Below are 16,793 nucleotides of genomic sequence, written 5' to 3'. Positions count from 1 at the left end.
AGCCGCTTCGCGTTGGCGCGGCCCTGTTGTTTGTTGCCTCATCCCCCGAAAAGAGAGGTGCGGCCTTTTGTCATTGAAACAGCCCGGACACAAGGGCCCGGGCTGCTCATAGGTCAGATCATTGCTGTAAGATCAGCGGAATTTGACGGTGGTAATCTTACCGTCCTTGATCTCGTACTGGCGGTAGTTCCCAGCGCTTTCGCCGGGGCCGATCAGTTCAACCGCGGTTGCGCCGACATAGTCCACATCGCCACCGTCCTTGAGGATCTGCAGCGCCTTGGCCAGTTCACCGGGATAGATCTTTTCACCCGGCTCGTTGGCCACGTCCATCACCTTACCGGCGTAGTCCGCTGGCGCTTTCGAGTTCGCCGCCTGCATGGCCAGCATGATCAGGGCGGCGGCATCGTAGGATTCGCCCACGAACGACGAGGTGCCGTCGAACCCGTTGGCCTCACCCATCGCCTGGATGGTGGCGGCACCCAGGCTGTCGGTGCCGGGCAGTTGTCCGGTCGATCCGTCGATTTCCGAGCCGAAATCATCTTCCAGCTTGGCGCCATACATACCGTCCGGGAAGTGGAAGGTGTCGAACGCGCCGGAATCGAGCGCAGCGCGCATGATGCCCGAGCCACCCTGATCGACGTAACCCGCGATCACCAGTTTTTCGCCACCTGCTGCGGCCAGAGCGCCGACCTCGGCCGAATAGTCGGCCTTGCCGTCTTCATGCGCAGCGGCAATGGTCACCGTGCCGCCCGCCGCTTCGAATGCCTGCTGGAAGCTGTCCGCCAGACCCTTGCCATAGTCGTTGTTGGTGTAGGTCAGTGCGACTTCCTTGACGCCCTGTTCCATCAGAACGTCGGTCATCACCTGACCCTGACGTGCATCCGACGGCGCAGTGCGGAAGAACAGGCCGTTGTCTTCGGCGGTCGAGAGCGCGGGCGAGGTGGCCGAGGGCGAGATCATCACCATACCGTTCGGCAGCGCCACGTTCGACAGGATTGCGCCGGTCACACCCGAGCAGTCGCCGCCGACGATGCCGTCAACACCGTCCGAGGTGATCAGACGCTCGGCGGCTGCGGTCGCCGCGCCGGAATCGATGCAGGTCGAGTCGGCCCGCACGGCCGAGACCGTGGCGCTGTCGAGCAACAGGCCGCTGTCGGTGACCTCCTTCATCGCCAGCTCTGCCGCGTCCGCCATCGGCGGGGTCAGCGATTCAATCGGGCCGGTGAAGCCATAGATGATGCCCAGTTTCACTTCCTTGGCGTGGCCGTCAGCAAAGGCGGCACCGGCCAAAAGTGCAGTGGCCGCAGTGGCCGTGAGCAGTTTTTTCATGAGGTTACTCCCTTATTGGAACGTATTCGTTCTGCCCGAACCCTAGGCAAGCCTTCGCGAAAATAAAAGCCCTAACGAAAAAGTGCCTTTGCGTGATCCTAGCGACTTGGTTTGATTGGGACAGCCGGACATTCACGTCCCGGCGTCCATGTGCGGAGCGGTTGGCCATGCGTCTCTTTCCAATGATTCTGATATGGTTTTGCGCGGCGTCTCAGATCGCAGCGCAAGCAATTGAAACCAGTGAAGGAAAGGCGCGCCTCACGCAGGTTGTGGGCGGGTTGGATACTCCGTGGGCCATCGGTCTGCTTCCAGGGGGCGGGTTCCTGGTCACCGAGCGGGATGGTCGTATGCTCCATGTCAGCGGTGGCACCGTGCACAAGGTCGCGGGCGTTCCGAAAGTGCACGTTTCGGGGCAGGGCGGTCTGCTCGACGTGACAATCCCGCGCGATTTTTCCCAAACGCGCGAGGTTTTCCTGACATTTTCCAAAAAGCAGTCAGGTGGCGCGGGCACGGCTTTGGCAATTGGTCGACTGAGTGCCGACGGCAAACGCCTGACCAACCTGCGCACCGTGTTCGAGGCCGCACCGGGCGGCAGTGGCGGGCGTCACTTCGGCAGCCGCGTGGTCGAGGCGCGTGACGGCACGCTGTTTGTCACGATCGGTGACAGGGGCGATCGCCCCTCTGCACAGGATCGGTCAAATCACAATGGGACCATCATCAGAATCAACCGCGATGGCTCAGTACCTGCCGACAATCCCTTTGCCGGGCAGGCCGGGGTTCGGCCCGAGATTTGGTCCTACGGCCACCGCAACCCGCAGGGCGCGGCGCTGGATTTGCAAGGGCGGCTCTGGACCGCCGAACACGGTGCCAAAGGCGGGGACGAGGTGAATCGCGTCCGCAAGGGCGCGAATTTCGGCTGGCCGGTGATTTCCTACGGGGTGCATTATTCCGGCAGGAAGATCGGTGAAGGTACTGCGAAAACGGGAATGGAGCAGCCGGAATTCTACTGGGATCCATCTATCGCGCCGTCGGGGTTGATGGTCTATTCCGGCAAGCTCTGGCCCGCGTGGAGGGGGGACATCTTCGTGGGCTCCCTGAAATTCGACTACATCTCGCGGCTGGAGGGCAACCGAGTGCGTGAGGTTGAACAGATCAAAGGCCCGGAAACCGAGCGCGTGCGCGACATCGTCGAGGCGCCAGACGGCTCAATCTGGTTCATCTCTGTGGGGCAGGGGGCGGTTTACAGAATGACGCCTGAGCAATAGGTGCGATCAGTTGGGGCGATCCAGCCGGAAATAGGCGGTATCGCACCATTCCGTCTCGCCATAGAGAAAGTTCTTCTCAATCAGACCGGTCTGCCGGAAGTTCAGCTTTTTCAGCAACCGGACCGAAGCCGCGTTGCGGGGATCACATTCGGCCGTCAGGTGCTCAAGGTCTTCGTGCCGCTCAAAGATGCGCGGTAGAACTGCAGAAAGCGCCTCATATGCAAAACCCTTGCCCCAATGATCGGGATGCAGGATGTATCCGATCTCGGGTCTGGCCCACATTCCGGCCTTGCCGATGCATGTGCCGTCGAACTCAACGATGTACTCGAACCGGTTCTTTGCATCTTCCGTCATGAAGCCTTCAAGAAATCGCCGGGTCGGTTCGAGGTCTTCATGGGCGGGGTGACTCCAGTAGCGCATCGCGCCCGGGTCTGAAAAAATACTGTGCAGCGGCATCAAGTCGTCAGGCCGCGCGGGGCGCAGCAGCAGACGATCGGTTCGGATCACACCGACAGCCGCGTTGCTTGTGCGCCGCGCTCGCGATAAGGCGTCGTGTTGTAATGCGCCCGGTAGCATTTCGAGAAATGCGAGGGGCTGGCGAAACCGCAGGCCAGCGCGACGTTGATCACGCTCATATCCGTCTGCATCAGCAGGTTGCGCGCCTTCTGCAGCCGCAGCTCCATATAATAGCGCTTGGGCGAGCGGTTCAGGTAGCGGCGGAACAGCCGTTCGAGCTGTCTTGTGGACATGCCCACATCCTTGGCCAGGATCGAGGGGCTGATCGGTTCCTCGATGTTCTTTTCCATCATCTGGATGACCTGGCTCAGCTTGGGGTGCCGCACACCGATGCGGGTGGGCGTCGAAAGGCGCTGGGTGTCCTGATCGGTGCGGATCGAGGAATAGATCATCTGGTCCGCCACCGCATTGGCCAGCTCTTCCCCGAACTCGTCGGCAATCAGTTTCAGCATCAGGTCGATGGACGAGGTGCCCCCCGCCGTGGTCATCCGGTTGCCGTCGATCAGGAAGACCGACTTGGTCAACTCGACCTTCTCGAATTCCTCGACGAAACTGTCGGCATTCTCCCAGTGAATCGTCGCGCGCTTGCCGTCCAGCAGGCCCGCCTTGGCCAGTGTGTGGGCACCGGTACACAGCCCGCCGATGCGGATACCCTTGCGTGCCTCGCGGCGCAGCCAGTTCAGCATCTTTTTGGTTGAGGCCATCTGCACATCGACACCGCCGCAGACCAGCATGATATCGTCGCGGGAAAGCTCGCCAAGATCGCTGTCCAGCTTGAAGGTGGTTCCGGCGGAGCAGCTCACCAGTTCGCCGCCTTCACCGGCAAGAACCCAACTGTACAAGTCCTTGTTTGCCATACGGTTGGCAATCCGAAGACTGTCCAAGGCCGAGGCAAACGACAGCATGGAAAACTTGTCCAGCAAAACAAATACGAACCGGCGGGATTTGGCCGGAGCGTTTTCCACATCGACAACTTGGCGTTGCTCTTGCATGGCGGATTGTCCTTAGTTCGGCGTCTTCCGGATCGGTGACGGGCGCGGATATGGCAGTCACCTTGTTCAGAGCTTGTTTGCGGCGTCAAGAGGTGCAAATCGGATATGGCGCCCGACCACGGCATTTTGTATAGAGGCCACCTGATTACCTCAGCGGAGATATGAGCTATGACCGAGTGGCAAAAATCGAACTGGCGCGCCAAGCCGCGGGTTCAGATGCCCGATTATACCGATCCGGCCGCACTGGCCAAGGTCGAGGCGCAGCTTTCCAAGTATCCGCCGCTGGTGTTTGCGGGCGAGGCGCGGCGTCTGAAGCAGCATCTGGGTGCTGCCGGACGGGGTGAGGCCTTCCTGCTGCAGGGCGGCGACTGTGCCGAGAGCTTTGAGCAGTTCAGCGCGGATGCGATCCGCGACACGTTTAAGGTGATGTTGCAGATGGCGATGGTGCTGACCTATGGCGCCAAGGTGCCGGTGGTGAAGGTGGGCCGCATGGCGGGCCAGTTCGCCAAACCGCGCAGCGCGCCGACCGAGACCGTGGATGGGGTGGAACTGCCCAGCTACCGCGGTGACATCATCAACGAGCTGGCGTTCACGCCCGAAGCTCGCGTGCCGAATCCGGCCAAGATGCTGCAGGCCTACACACAGGCGGCAGCCACGCTGAACCTGCTGCGCGCTTTTTCGACCGGTGGTTTCGCCGACATGAGCATGGTGCATTCCTGGACGCTGGGCTTTACCGACGATCAGGATGTGCAGAAGTACTCCGAGATCGCCGACCGCATTCAGGACACCATCGATTTCATGGGCGCCGCCGGCATCACCGCCGACACCACCCATGAATTCTCGACCGTCGAGTTCTATACCAGTCATGAAGGGCTGTTGCTGGAATATGAAGAGGCGCTGACCCGTCTCGATTCGACCTCCGGCAACTGGCTGGCGGGCTCGGGTCACATGATCTGGATTGGCGACCGCACCCGGCAGCCGGACGGCGCGCATGTGGAGTTCGCGCGCGGTGTACTGAACCCCATCGGCATGAAATGTGGCCCGACCACGACGCCCGAGGACCTCAAGGTGCTGATGGCCAAACTGAACCCTGAAAACGAAGAGGGTCGCCTGACCCTGATCGCACGCTTCGGCGCGGGCAAAGCGGGCGAGCATCTGCCGCGCCTGATCAAGGCGGTCAAAGAAGAGGGCGCCAAGGTCACCTGGGTCTGCGATCCGATGCATGGCAACACCATCAAATCGGCCACCGGCTACAAGACCCGGCCCTTCGATTCGGTGCTGCGTGAGGTGCGCGACTTCTTCGGCGTGCATCAGGCCGAGGGCACCATCCCCGGCGGCGTGCATTTCGAGATGACCGGTCTGGATGTGACCGAATGCACCGGTGGCGTGCGGGCGGTGACCGAAGAGGACCTCTCGGACCGGTACCACACCGCCTGCGACCCGCGCCTGAACGCCAGCCAGTCGCTGGAGCTGGCCTTCCTGGTGGCCGAGGAGCTCACCAACCTGCGTCGCGGTCGCTCGAAACGCGCCGCAAGCTGACTGACTTCTTACCGGAACTGAAAACGGCGGGCCTTTGCGCCCGCCGTTTTTGTTGGGTTGATCGCTTTCTGCCAACCGTGTCCTTCGGTCTCAGCTGTCCCGCGACACCACCAGTCGCAGATGCGGGGCAGGGGAGTCGAGCGGCGCCTGATCTTCGGCAAAGCCGGCGACGGGTTGGGACGCTGAAGGCCTTACCTCTGGCTGGTTCAGATCCCGCAGGCGGGATTTGGCCACGCCGAAACGATAAGGCGTCTTGCTGATTGGTCCGTCAGCCACCATCACGCCCAAAACACGGCTGACATCTCCCAGGTCGCTCTTCAAGGGCAGCAGGATCATGCGCGCCTCGATCTGCGCCCGGCCCATGCGCTTTTCCGATCCCATCTCAAGCTCGGCCACGGCGGGTGTGTCGAACAGGTGTTCCAGCGTTGCGCTGATCTCACGCCGCGCAGCGGCGGTGAAAAACGCGGTCAGCGGCATGCCACGCACCTCCATCCCCGCCAGTTTGCTCAGGTGATTGCCCGCCAGACGGAACCGCGCGATGCCCGGTGCGATCCGTTCAAGGATGAAGGTGTACTCCAGAATGTTTTCCAGCCCGCGCGGGTCGATATTCGAACGGTTCGGCACACCCCCATCGGTGCGCAGCGCGGTCCAATAGGCCTCGGCCTGGCGGATGGGCGACAGGCTGCGCCCGCTGCGGAACCGATCCATTGCCACTACTTTCCCCACCTCTGATCCGGGGCCATTCCCAAAGAAGGTCCTCATCTGCATCACCCTAACGCTGGCCGATCGCTTGCCTGTTTCGCATCTCCGGCGTGCAAGCGCCGCGCAGAAACAGGTTACTCAAGAGTTAACCTGACACGGGTTTATTCAATTTTGGAGCAATTCTTTAACGAATGGTTAATTTCTACCGACCAACCCCAATCTGAGCAAAGACTTGCCCTGCGCCGCCGGATGGCATTAGGTGCGGCAACGCCGGGGCCAGGGGGCTGTGGCGCCGCGAAAAGGGCAGGAAAGGGCACGCATGATCAGATCCATGACCGGATTCGCCTCGGCCAAGGGTGAGCTTGGCGCCTATAGCTGGAGCTGGGAGCTGCGCAGCGTGAACGGCAAGGGGCTGGATCTGCGCCTGCGTGTGCCCGACTGGCTGGAGGGGCTCGAGGCGGCGCTGCGCGGCACCCTTGGCAAGTCCATCGCGCGTGGCAACGTCACCCTGTCACTGCGCCTGGCCCGCAGCGAAGAAGGCGGCGCACTGACCCTGAACAATTCGGCGATGGCCGTCGCGCTGGACGCTGTGGCCGAGGTCGAAGAGGCGGCGCGTACTCGTGGTGTGACCCTAGCGCCCTCGCGGGCCGCCGATCTGCTTGCCCTGCGCGGTATGATGGAGGCGGGTGCGGGCACCGAGGATGTGGCCGCGCTGGTGGCAAAGCTGAAATCCGAATTCGACCCGCTGGTGCGTGCCTTTCTGGACATGCGTGAAACCGAAGGCGCAGCGCTTGCCGAAATCCTCGAAGGCCAGATCGGTCAGATCGAGGCGCTTTCCGCTCAGGCGGCGACTCTGGCCGAGGCACGCAAGGAACAGATGGCGGACACGCTGCGCAGCAACCTGGCGCGGGTACTGGACAATGCTGACGGAGCCGATCCCGAACGGGTAGCGCAGGAACTGGCGCTGATCGCCGTCAAATCCGATGTCACCGAGGAAATTGACCGCCTCGCCGCCCATGTCAAAGCCGCGCGCGATCTTCTGCATAAAGGCAGCCCGGTAGGGCGCAAGCTGGATTTCCTGATGCAGGAATTCAACCGCGAGGCCAACACGCTCTGCTCCAAGTCGCAGAATGCGGAGCTGACGGCGGTGGGGCTGGAATTAAAAACGGTGATCGACCAGATGCGCGAACAAGTGCAAAACGTGGAATAGGAGCGGCACATGACGGACCGGCGCGGCCTCTTGATCATTCTCTCCTCGCCTTCGGGCGCGGGCAAATCGACACTGGCCCGGCGGCTCATGGTATGGGACGAGGGGCTCAAGTTCTCGATCTCGGCCACCACACGCCAGCCGCGCCCCGGAGAGGAGCATGGACGGGAGTACTTCTTTCTGAGCGAAGAGGAATTCAAGCAGCAGGTGATGGACGGCCAGATGCTGGAACACGCCCACGTGTTCGGCAATTTCTACGGCTCGCCCGCAGGACCGGTCCGCGAGACCATCGTCAGCGGACGGGACGTGTTGTTCGACGTGGACTGGCAGGGCGAAATTCAGATCCGGAACTCGGATCTCGGCAAACACGCGCTGTCGATCTTCATCCTGCCGCCCTCGATCCGCGAATTGCGCCGCCGGCTTGAGGCGCGCGCGCAGGACAGCGACGACGTCATCTCGAAGCGGATGCTGAAAAGTTGGGACGAGATCAGCCACTGGGGCTATTACGACTACGTTCTGATCAATGATGATCTGGATGAGACCGAGGAAAAGCTGAAAACCATCGTCAGCGCCGAACGGATGCGCCGCATTCAGCAGCCCGCGTTGCAATCGCATGTGCGCGCACTGCAAACCGAGTTCGAGGAATTGTCATGACCATCTACGCTCTGGGCGATCATGCGCCGCAGATCCACCAGGACACCTGGGTGGCCCCCGACGCCAACCTGATCGGAAAGGTTGTGATGGAGGAGGGATCCTCGGTCTGGTTCGGCTGCACCATCCGCGCCGACCACGAGGAAATCCGAGTGGGTGCCGGTTCAAATGTGCAGGAAAACGTCGTCATGCATATCGACGCGGGATATCCCCTGACCATCGGCAAAAACTGCACCATCGGGCATAAGGTGATGCTGCATGGCTGCACGATCGGGGAAAACTCGCTGATCGGCATGGGGGCCACGATCCTGAACGGTGCGAAGATCGGCAGAAACTGCCTGATCGGGGCCGGGGCGCTGATTACCGAGAACAAGGAGATCCCCGATAATTCGCTGGTCATGGGCGCCCCGGGTCGGGTGGTGCGTGAACTGGACGAGGCCGCCGCGCAGCGGATCACCTGGAGCGCGCTGCACTATCAGGAGAATATGCGCAAGTTCCGCGACACGCTTGCTGCGGTGAACTGAGCGCTGCGGCAGAGGGTGGGATGACCGAAGATGTGATCTCGGAATTTGTAGCCGCGGTGCCGATGCCTGCGGTGGTGGTGGACCAGTCCGAACGCATCATCGCCGCCAATGCGGAAGCGCAGACGCTGTTGGGCCATCAGATGATCGGGCGCCATTTCGCCACGCTGCTGCGGCAGCCGCAGATGATCGACGCCATCGAGCAGAGCCTCCGCACCAAGGGGCCAGTGAAGACTCGGCACCTGTCCAATGACGGCGCGCAGGATACGACATTCGAGGTGCAGTGCCGCTATGTCGACGGCATAGGTGCTGTGGGCGGAGGCGCTGTGCTGGCCAGTTTCCTTGATGTGACCCACCTAGAGCAGGCGGGTCAGATGCGGCGAGACTTCGTGGCCAATGTCAGCCACGAACTGCGCACGCCACTGACCGCGCTGATGGGGTTCATCGAGACCCTGCGCGGCCCGGCCCGCGAAGACGCCACCGCCCGAGAGCGGTTCTTGCAGATCATGGCGGATGAGGCCAACCGGATGAACCGGCTGGTGGGAGATTTGCTGTCGCTGAACCGGGTGGAAAGCGCTGAGCGTGTCCGGCCAACCGACCGGGTCGACCTGACCGGGCAGTTGCAATCCACGCTGACCTCGCTGCGTCCGCTGGCTGAGGATGCAGGGGTGACGTTGACCCTGAGGGCGCCCGAGCAGCCGGTAGAGGTGACCGGCGACAGCGATCAGTTGCGGCAGGTTTTTACCAACCTGATCGAAAACGCGATCAAATATGGTGGCAGCGGTGGTGAAGTGGATGTGACACTGACCGCATCCGACCGTGACCCGGCGGTGCGTGCGGCGGCGGCGCGGGTGCAGGTGGTGGACAAGGGTCCCGGCATCGACGCCGTGCATTTGCCGCGCTTGACCGAGCGTTTCTACCGCGCGGACAGCCACCGTTCACGCGAGTTGGGCGGCACCGGGCTGGGACTGGCCATTGTCAAGCACATCGTGAACCGCCACCGGGGGCGAATGCGGGTGGAAAGCGAACTAGGCAAGGGCTCGACCTTTACGGTGATCCTGCCGAGATAGGGTGGGCATGTGCCAGATAGCCATCCAAATTTGGGATGTCGGCAGAACGTTGTGGGTGGCTGGCATAGTTAACCTCTGCCCAAACTGCGACTGCTGTCTTGGTACAGGACAAAACTGGCAGTCGGTAGACGTCTGCCGGGTTCCTCACTAGGATGCACCCATGGGAATACTTATGGGCAATATCATCACCTAAAGGTAGATTGAATGTATAGTGAACGCCTGTGGGCGAGGGTGCTGCAAATCGCAACTGGCTGTGCGTATCTCGTTAGTCTGAGGTACATGCTGCTGGTTGACCCGCCGCCGTTAGGGCTTCCAAGGCTGGATTTCATTCCTCACCCCTTCGAATATTTTGGGAGCTACATTGTTTTTGGTTCTCTGATTGGTGCTTGGATTCTTTCTGTGCTTCATTGGCGGGTCAAACGACGCATTTTGCACAAGAAAATCTGGGCGGAAATCGAAGCTGAGAAAAGCGAAGGGCTTTGACTTTGCGAGGATCGAGCTGGCGCTTTCTCCTATCAAACCAGTCATGATTGACCGTTTTGCGTCACGTCACCCTGAAAACGCGCCCGTTGTCATGAAACTGTTACACGGCTGTCACAAAAGGCTCATGCACCGCTCCTAGGAGTGCGGGCAAGATCATCATGGGGGTGATCATCAATATTCTGTCAAGGAGACTGAAATGTCCTTTGTGAAACTGTCCGCTTCGGCCCTGGCTATTACTGCCGTTTCAGCCACCGCTGCTGCCGCGCGCGATCAGGTCCAGATCGCCGGTTCGTCGACCGTTCTGCCCTACGCCTCGATCGTGGCTGAAGCCTTCGGCGAGAATTTCGACTTTCCGACCCCGGTGGTCGAATCGGGCGGTTCGTCGGCTGGCCTGAAGCGGTTCTGCCAGGGTGTCGGCACCGAGCACACCGATGTTGCAAACGCGTCGCGCGCCATCCGCGAAAAAGAGATCAAAGCCTGTGCTGAAAACGGCGTGACCGACATCATCGAAGTGCGCATCGGCTATGACGGCATCGTGTTCGCATCGCAACTGGACGGCCCCGCATACACCGCTTTCACTCAGTCGGACATCTTCAACGCTCTGGCGCCCAAGGTCATGATCGACGGCCAACTGGTCGACAACCCTTACAAAAAGTGGTCGGATTTCAACGCTGACCTGCCTGCCGAGGACATCCTGGCCTTTATCCCGGGCACCAAGCACGGCACCCGTGAAGTGTTCGAAGAAAAGGTGATTGCGACTGGCTGTGAAGCAACCGGCGCAATGGAGGCCATGATTGCCGGCGGTATGTCGGAAGACGACGCTGAAGACGCCTGCCTGGAGGTTATGTCGGACGGCCGCGCTGTCGACATCGATGGCGACTACACCGAGACCCTGGCGTCGATCGACGCCAACGCAAACGGCATCGGCGTGTTCGGCCTGGCGTTCTATGAGAACAACACCGACAAGCTTAAAGTTGCGACCATGACCGGTGTCGAGCCTTCGACCGAAACCATCGCCTCGGGTGAGTATCCGGTTTCGCGTCCGCTGTTCTTCTACGTAAAGAAAGCCCATATCGGCGTCATCCCCGGCCTGAAGGAATATGCCGAGTTCTTCATCTCGGACGAGATCGCCGGTGGCGACGGCCCGCTGGCCGAATACGGCTTGGTTGCGGATCCGGCTCTGAGCGAAACTCAAGAAGCCGTTGCAGCCGAAGAAGTCATGGGCGGCGGCAGCTAAATCAATCTCGATTGATTGAACCTGAGAGGCGGCGGTAGCCGCCGCCTCCATCAAACCAAGTCTTTGCGGTAAGGCTTCAGGGGGACAGATGTCCGTTTTCTGGCTTTGTATAATTGTGCTGGCGATCGCGGTCGTCGGCTTTGTTTTTGGAAGGCAGCGCGCGCTGGCAAGTGCTGGCGGCAACAGCCGAGATCTGCACTCACTGCCGAACTACTATGGCTGGAACGTGTTCATGAAGGTCACCGTTCCCGCCTTCGGGCTGATGGCCATTTGGCTGATCGCCCAACCGCTGGTTATCCAGAACAGCATTTCCGGCATGATCCCCGAGAGCGAGATCAAGGAAGGCTCGAATATCGGTCTTGTCATGGCCGATGTTCGCCGCACTGCCGAAGGTCTGGACAATGCCGTTGCGGCGGGTGCCATCGATGAGGAAACGGTACAGAACGCGCGCGCAGATATCACCGACATTACGGCGCGCCTGAAGGATGCCGGGCAGGTGGTGACAGGCACGATCACACAGCCCATCCTGCGCGCCGCGCAAGCCTATCGTTCGATGACATCCAGCGCGAACCTGATCATGACGATCCTTGTGCTCGCCGTGTCTCTGATAGCCGCGGTTGTCGCGTCTCTTCAGTCGAACAAGGCCTACCGCGCCCGCAACGTGGTCGAGCAGGGTATCCTGGCGTTGCTGATCGCTGCGGCCTCGGTTGCCATCCTGACGACAATCGGAATTTTGCTGTCGCTGATCTTCAACACGGTTGAATTCTTCAAGCTCTATCCGGCAATCGATTTCTTCACGCTGCTTGAGTGGGCGCCGAGTTTCTCGGGGCGGGGCGGGTCTTCGGCCCTGGGTATTCTGCCCCTGCTCTGGGGCACCATTTACATTTCGATCGTCGCGCTGCTGGTTGCCGTGCCGATCGGGTTGTTTGCCGCGATCTATCTTTCGGAATACGCTACGCCGCGCGTTCGGGGGATCGCCAAGCCCATGCTGGAAATCCTCGCCGGTATCCCGACCATCGTCTACGGTCTGTTTGCCCTGCTGACAATCGGGCCGATGCTGGTGTCGGTCTTTGGGCAGGATGGGCTCGGCTGGATGGGTGGCGGACGTTCGGTCATGACTGCAGGCATCGCCATGGGCATCATGCTGATCCCCTTTGTCAGCTCGCTCAGCGATGACATCATCAACGCGGTGCCGCAGTCGATGCGCGATGGTTCTTACGGTCTGGGCGCCACCCAATCCGAGACCATTCGTCAGGTGGTCTTGCCGGCGGCATTGCCCGGCATCGTCGGTGCGATTCTGCTGGCCGCATCCCGCGCAATTGGCGAGACCATGATCGTGGTCATGGGGGCAGGGGCCGCCGCGCGCCTGTCGCTTAACCCCTTCGACGCCATGACGACCGTGACCGCCAAGATCGTGTCGCAGTTGACCGGCGACTCGGATTTCGCCTCGCCCGAAGCTCTGGTGGCCTTTGCCCTTGGCATCACGCTCTTTGTTCTGACCTTGGGCCTCAACGTCTTTGCCCTGTACATTGTACGGAAATACCGGGAGCAGTACGAATGACCGACGCAAGCCTTCAAAAAGGCGGCGCCAAGCCGCATCTGCCGTCGCTGACCGAACCCGATGCACGCACCAAATCGCGCAATGCGGCCGAAAAGAGGTTCCGCGCCTACGGGGTCATCGCCATCGGCACCGGTATCCTGTGTCTGCTGGTCCTTCTTTTCGCGATCATCTCCAACGGGATCGGCGCGTTCCAGCAGACCTTTATCGAGGTACCCGTCTATCTGGATCCGGCCAAGCTGGACAAGAAGGGCGAGCGCAACATCGAAGATATCAAGAAGGTGTCCACCTTTGGGTACAACCCGCTGATCCAGAAGGCGGTTCTGGAGCAAGTCGAAAAGGCGGGTATCGACACGCCACTGACCAAGGCGAAAGACATGAAAGCAATGATCTCGGCCTCGGCCGCGGGTCAGCTACGTTCGATGGTCATTGAAAACCCGGATCTGATCGGCGAGACCGTCGATGTGCGGTTCCTCGCCTCAAGCCGGGTGGACGGTTACCTCAAGGACCGCGTGAAACGCGAGCATTTGGCGCGTGACAAGAATATCGATGCCGAGCATCTGGATGTCGTTGACGGGTTGCTTGAGGCAGGGGTGGTGAAGAAGACCTTCAACCCGGCGTTCATCTTCGGTGCCGACGCCTCGGAGAGCCGTGCGGAACAGGCCGGTCTGGGCGTTTCGATGATCGGGTCGTTTTTCATGATGCTCGTGGTGCTGTTTCTGGCCCTGCCAATCGGGGTTGCCGCTTCGATCTATCTTGAGGAATTCGCGCCCAAGAACCGCTTTACCGACCTGATCGAGGTGAATATCTCGAACCTGGCCGCCGTGCCGTCCATCGTCTTTGGTATCCTCGGTCTGGCCGTGTTCATTCAGTTCATCCACCTGCCGCAATCGGCGCCCTTGGTGGGTGGCCTGGTTCTGACGCTGATGACCCTGCCGACAATCATTATCTCGACCCGTGCCTCGCTGAAATCGGTGCCCCCAAGCATCCGGGACGCGGCCCTTGGGGTAGGGGCCTCGAAAATGCAGTCGGTGTTCCACCATGTGCTGCCCCTGGCCGCGCCGGGTATCCTGACCGGTACCATTATCGGCCTTGCGCAGGCCCTGGGTGAAACCGCGCCGCTGCTGCTCATCGGGATGGTGGGCTACATTGCCTCAAACGCACCGGACGGGATTGCCAGCGGCCTGCTGGATCCGAACTCGGCCATGCCTGCGCAGATCTATGAATGGGCAAAGCGGGCCGACCCCGCGTATTATGAGCGCGCCTGGGGTGGTATCATCATCCTGCTGGTTTTCCTTGTCACCATGAACACTGTGGCCGTGATCTTGCGCCGCCGCTTTGAACGCCGCTGGTAAAAGGGGCTGAGAAATGAACGATATGTCGCGAGTGGAGAGAGCCGTGGACAGTAAAGAGACCAAAATTGCCGCAAAGAAAGTGCAGGTCTATTACGGTGACAACCACGCCATCAAAGACGTCGACGTCGAAATCGAAGACAAGACGGTAACCGCCTTCATCGGCCCGTCAGGCTGTGGCAAGTCCACCTTCCTGCGTTGCCTCAACCGGATGAACGATACAATCGACATCTGTCGGGTCGAAGGCGATATCCTGCTGGATGGCGAGGACATCTATGACAAGCGGGTAGACCCGGTGCAACTGCGTGCCAAGGTGGGAATGGTGTTTCAGAAACCCAATCCGTTTCCCAAGTCGATCTACGACAACGTTGCCTACGGTCCCCGTATCCACGGCCTTGCCAAGAACAAGGCGGAACTGGACGAGATCGTTGAGAAATCCCTGCGTCGTGGCGCGATCTGGGATGAGGTCAAGGACCGTCTCGATGCCCCCGGCACCGGCCTGTCGGGCGGCCAGCAGCAGCGGCTGTGCATCGCCCGCGCCGTGGCGACCGAGCCGGAAGTGCTACTGATGGACGAGCCGTGCTCGGCGCTCGACCCGATTGCGACCGCGCAGGTCGAGGAACTGATCGACGACCTCCGCCAGCGATACTCGGTGGTGATCGTCACCCACTCGATGCAGCAGGCCGCGCGGGTCAGCCAGAAAACCGCGTTCTTCCACCTCGGCAATCTGGTTGAGTTTGGAGAGACCGGCCAGATCTTCACCAATCCCGAAGATCCGCGCACCGAAAGCTACATCACCGGCCGGATCGGCTGAGGACAGGTAATCAGACATGACCGAACAACAACATATCGCTTCCGCATTCGACCGTGATCTCGAGGCGGTTCAGGCCCATATCATGAAGATGGGCGGGCTGGTCGAGGCCGCTATCATGGGCGCCGCCCGGTCGCTGGAGACCCGGGATGAGGAACTGGCGCAAGAGGTCCGTCAGGGCGACAAAGCCATCGACGCCTTGGAGGATCTGATCAACGAGGAAACCGCTCGGTTGATCGCGCTGCGCGCGCCCACGGCGGGCGACCTGCGGCTGGTGCTGTCGGTGCTCAAGGTTTCGGCCAACCTCGAGCGTATTGGCGACTACTCCAAGAACATCGCCAAGCGTACCACGGTTCTGGTCAACGCCGCCGAAGTGAACGGCAGCGCCTCGGCCCTGCGCCGCATGGCCCGCGAGGTCGAGGTGATGCTGCGCGATGCGCTCGACGCCTATATCCGGCGCGATGCTGAACTGGCTACAGACGTAATCGCGCGCGACGAGGATGTGGACCAGATGTATAACGGTCTCTTCCGCGAGTTCCTGACCTTCATGGCCGAGGACCCGCGCAACATCTCGGCCTGCATGCATCTGCACTTCATCGCCAAGAATATCGAGCGCATGGGCGATCATGTCACCGCGATTGCCGAGCAGGTGATCTATCTGGTGACCGGAGAGCGCCCATCGGAATCCCGGCCCAAGGCTGACACCACGTCGCAAACGATCTGAAGAGGGAGCGAGACCGATGTCCGCCGATCAACCGACTGTCCTGGTTGTTGAGGATGAGCCCGCTCAGCGCGAAGTTCTGGCCTATAACCTTGAGGTCGAGGGGTTCCGCGTGTCCCGGGCGGGCAGCGGGGACGAGGCCCTGCTGCTTGTGGATGAGGATAACCCCGACATCATCGTGCTGGACTGGATGATGCCGAACCTCAGCGGCATCGAGGTCTGCCGCCGCCTGAAGTCGCGGGCCGAAACACGGTCGATCCCGATCATCATGCTGTCTGCGCGATCCGAAGAGGTGGACAAGGTGCGCGGGCTGGAAACCGGCGCGGATGACTACGTGGTCAAGCCGTACTCGGTGGTCGAGCTGATGGCACGCGTACGTACCCAGCTACGCCGGGTGCGGCCCTCGACCGTGGGGCTGCGGTTGGAATTCGACGATATCGTGCTGGATTCCGAGACCCACAAAGTCAGCCGCGCCGACAAGCCGCTGAAACTGGGCCCAACCGAGTTCCGTCTGCTGTCGACCTTCATGGAGAAACCGGGCCGGGTGTGGAGTCGCGAACAGCTTCTGGATCGGGTTTGGGGCCGCGACATCTATGTCGACACCCGCACCGTGGACGTACATATCGGACGGCTGCGCAAGGCGTTGACCCAGCATGGCGGCGAAGATCCGGTACGCACGGTACGCGGCGCGGGCTACGCGCTGGGGTGAGGGGACAAGCGGTTTCGAAACCGCTTGTTTCAAGGCGTTTGCAAACGCCTTGGTCCCGCGGGTGACAAATGGTGTCCGTCACTAAAGCCGGGCGCGACAGTACGGCGTTGGTGGCAAAGCCGCTTCGAAG

Annotated in this window: 17 protein-coding genes; 13 read left to right on the top strand and 4 right to left on the bottom strand. The window is 61.0% G+C overall.

Annotated features, from left to right (window positions below; genetic code table 11):
- Positions 1 to 132: 132 nt before the first annotated feature.
- Positions 133 to 1,329, bottom strand: a complete 1,197-nt coding sequence (locus AB3N21_RS10325; RefSeq protein WP_367935161.1) for an ABC transporter substrate-binding protein — start codon at positions 1,327 to 1,329, stop codon at positions 133 to 135.
- A gap of 182 nt (positions 1,330 to 1,511) precedes the next feature.
- Between AB3N21_RS10325 and AB3N21_RS10320 the strand changes: the two genes are divergently transcribed.
- A complete protein-coding gene (locus AB3N21_RS10320; protein ID WP_367935160.1) occupies positions 1,512 to 2,594 on the top strand; it encodes a PQQ-dependent sugar dehydrogenase in 1,083 nt (360 codons plus the stop codon).
- A gap of 6 nt (positions 2,595 to 2,600) precedes the next feature.
- Here the strand turns inward: AB3N21_RS10320 and AB3N21_RS10315 are convergent, their stop codons facing one another.
- Together AB3N21_RS10315 and AB3N21_RS10310 are read right to left on the bottom strand one after the other, a co-directional pair.
- Positions 2,601 to 3,170, bottom strand: coding sequence for a GNAT family N-acetyltransferase (locus tag AB3N21_RS10315; protein WP_367935159.1), 570 nt, complete (start codon positions 3,168 to 3,170; stop codon positions 2,601 to 2,603).
- Positions 3,098 to 4,102 carry a GlxA family transcriptional regulator gene (locus tag AB3N21_RS10310; RefSeq protein WP_171176516.1) on the bottom strand — a complete coding sequence of 335 codons (1,005 nt, stop codon included), beginning with the start codon at positions 4,100 to 4,102 and terminating at the stop codon, positions 3,098 to 3,100. The genes AB3N21_RS10315 and AB3N21_RS10310 overlap by 73 nt, the downstream gene beginning before the upstream one ends.
- Positions 4,103 to 4,270: 168 nt before the next feature.
- Here AB3N21_RS10310 and AB3N21_RS10305 point away from each other — a divergent pair, with 168 nt between their 5' ends.
- Complete coding sequence (locus AB3N21_RS10305; RefSeq protein WP_367935158.1) at positions 4,271 to 5,641, top strand: class II 3-deoxy-7-phosphoheptulonate synthase; 1,371 nt, start codon at positions 4,271 to 4,273, stop codon at positions 5,639 to 5,641.
- Positions 5,642 to 5,731: 90 nt separating this feature from the next.
- Here AB3N21_RS10305 and AB3N21_RS10300 read toward each other — a convergent pair whose 3' ends face one another.
- A complete protein-coding gene (locus tag AB3N21_RS10300; protein WP_367935157.1) occupies positions 5,732 to 6,349 on the bottom strand; it encodes a PAS domain-containing protein in 618 nt (205 codons plus the stop codon).
- A 313-nt stretch (positions 6,350 to 6,662) separates the two neighbouring features.
- Between AB3N21_RS10300 and AB3N21_RS10295 the strand changes: the two genes are divergently transcribed.
- The 11 genes from AB3N21_RS10295 (at position 6,663) to phoB (ending at position 16,663) form a co-directional block, all read left to right on the top strand.
- A complete protein-coding gene (locus AB3N21_RS10295; RefSeq protein WP_367935156.1) occupies positions 6,663 to 7,553 on the top strand; it encodes a YicC/YloC family endoribonuclease in 891 nt (296 codons plus the stop codon).
- Positions 7,554 to 7,562: 9 nt separating this feature from the next.
- On the top strand, positions 7,563 to 8,204 hold the full coding sequence (gmk, locus tag AB3N21_RS10290) for a guanylate kinase (protein WP_367935155.1): 642 nt from the start codon (positions 7,563 to 7,565) through the stop codon (positions 8,202 to 8,204).
- The gene (locus AB3N21_RS10285) at positions 8,201 to 8,725 is read left to right on the top strand and encodes a gamma carbonic anhydrase family protein (protein WP_367935154.1); all 525 of its coding nucleotides are present in this window, start codon (positions 8,201 to 8,203) and stop codon (positions 8,723 to 8,725) included. The genes gmk and AB3N21_RS10285 overlap by 4 nt, the downstream gene beginning before the upstream one ends.
- 20 nt (positions 8,726 to 8,745) lie before the next feature.
- Positions 8,746 to 9,792 carry an ATP-binding protein gene (locus tag AB3N21_RS10280; protein WP_367935153.1) on the top strand — a complete coding sequence of 349 codons (1,047 nt, stop codon included), beginning with the start codon at positions 8,746 to 8,748 and terminating at the stop codon, positions 9,790 to 9,792.
- Positions 9,793 to 10,071: 279 nt separating this feature from the next.
- On the top strand, positions 10,072 to 10,275 hold the full coding sequence (locus AB3N21_RS10275) for a hypothetical protein (protein WP_367935152.1): 204 nt from the start codon (positions 10,072 to 10,074) through the stop codon (positions 10,273 to 10,275).
- 196 nt (positions 10,276 to 10,471) lie between these two features.
- The gene (locus AB3N21_RS10270; RefSeq protein WP_367935151.1) at positions 10,472 to 11,512 is read left to right on the top strand and encodes a substrate-binding domain-containing protein; all 1,041 of its coding nucleotides are present in this window, start codon (positions 10,472 to 10,474) and stop codon (positions 11,510 to 11,512) included.
- Between the two features lie 88 nt (positions 11,513 to 11,600).
- A complete protein-coding gene (gene pstC / locus AB3N21_RS10265; protein ID WP_367935150.1) occupies positions 11,601 to 13,073 on the top strand; it encodes a phosphate ABC transporter permease subunit PstC in 1,473 nt (490 codons plus the stop codon).
- Complete coding sequence (pstA, locus tag AB3N21_RS10260; protein ID WP_367935149.1) at positions 13,070 to 14,425, top strand: phosphate ABC transporter permease PstA; 1,356 nt, start codon at positions 13,070 to 13,072, stop codon at positions 14,423 to 14,425. The genes pstC and pstA overlap by 4 nt, the downstream gene beginning before the upstream one ends.
- A 13-nt stretch (positions 14,426 to 14,438) precedes the next feature.
- Positions 14,439 to 15,236: a phosphate ABC transporter ATP-binding protein PstB gene (gene pstB, locus AB3N21_RS10255; RefSeq protein ID WP_367935148.1), complete on the top strand. Its 798-nt coding sequence runs from the start codon at positions 14,439 to 14,441 to the stop codon at positions 15,234 to 15,236.
- A 16-nt stretch (positions 15,237 to 15,252) separates the two neighbouring features.
- On the top strand, positions 15,253 to 15,957 hold the full coding sequence (phoU, locus tag AB3N21_RS10250; RefSeq protein WP_367935147.1) for a phosphate signaling complex protein PhoU: 705 nt from the start codon (positions 15,253 to 15,255) through the stop codon (positions 15,955 to 15,957).
- 16 nt (positions 15,958 to 15,973) lie between these two features.
- Entirely contained in the window at positions 15,974 to 16,663 is a 690-nt protein-coding gene (phoB, locus tag AB3N21_RS10245; RefSeq protein WP_367935146.1) for a phosphate regulon transcriptional regulator PhoB, read from the top strand.
- Positions 16,664 to 16,793 lie beyond the last annotated feature (130 nt).

The organism is Ruegeria sp. (assembly GCF_040830605.1).
GTDB lineage: Bacteria > Pseudomonadota > Alphaproteobacteria > Rhodobacterales > Rhodobacteraceae > Ruegeria.
This window is presented reverse-complemented; position numbering and strand designations above follow the sequence as displayed.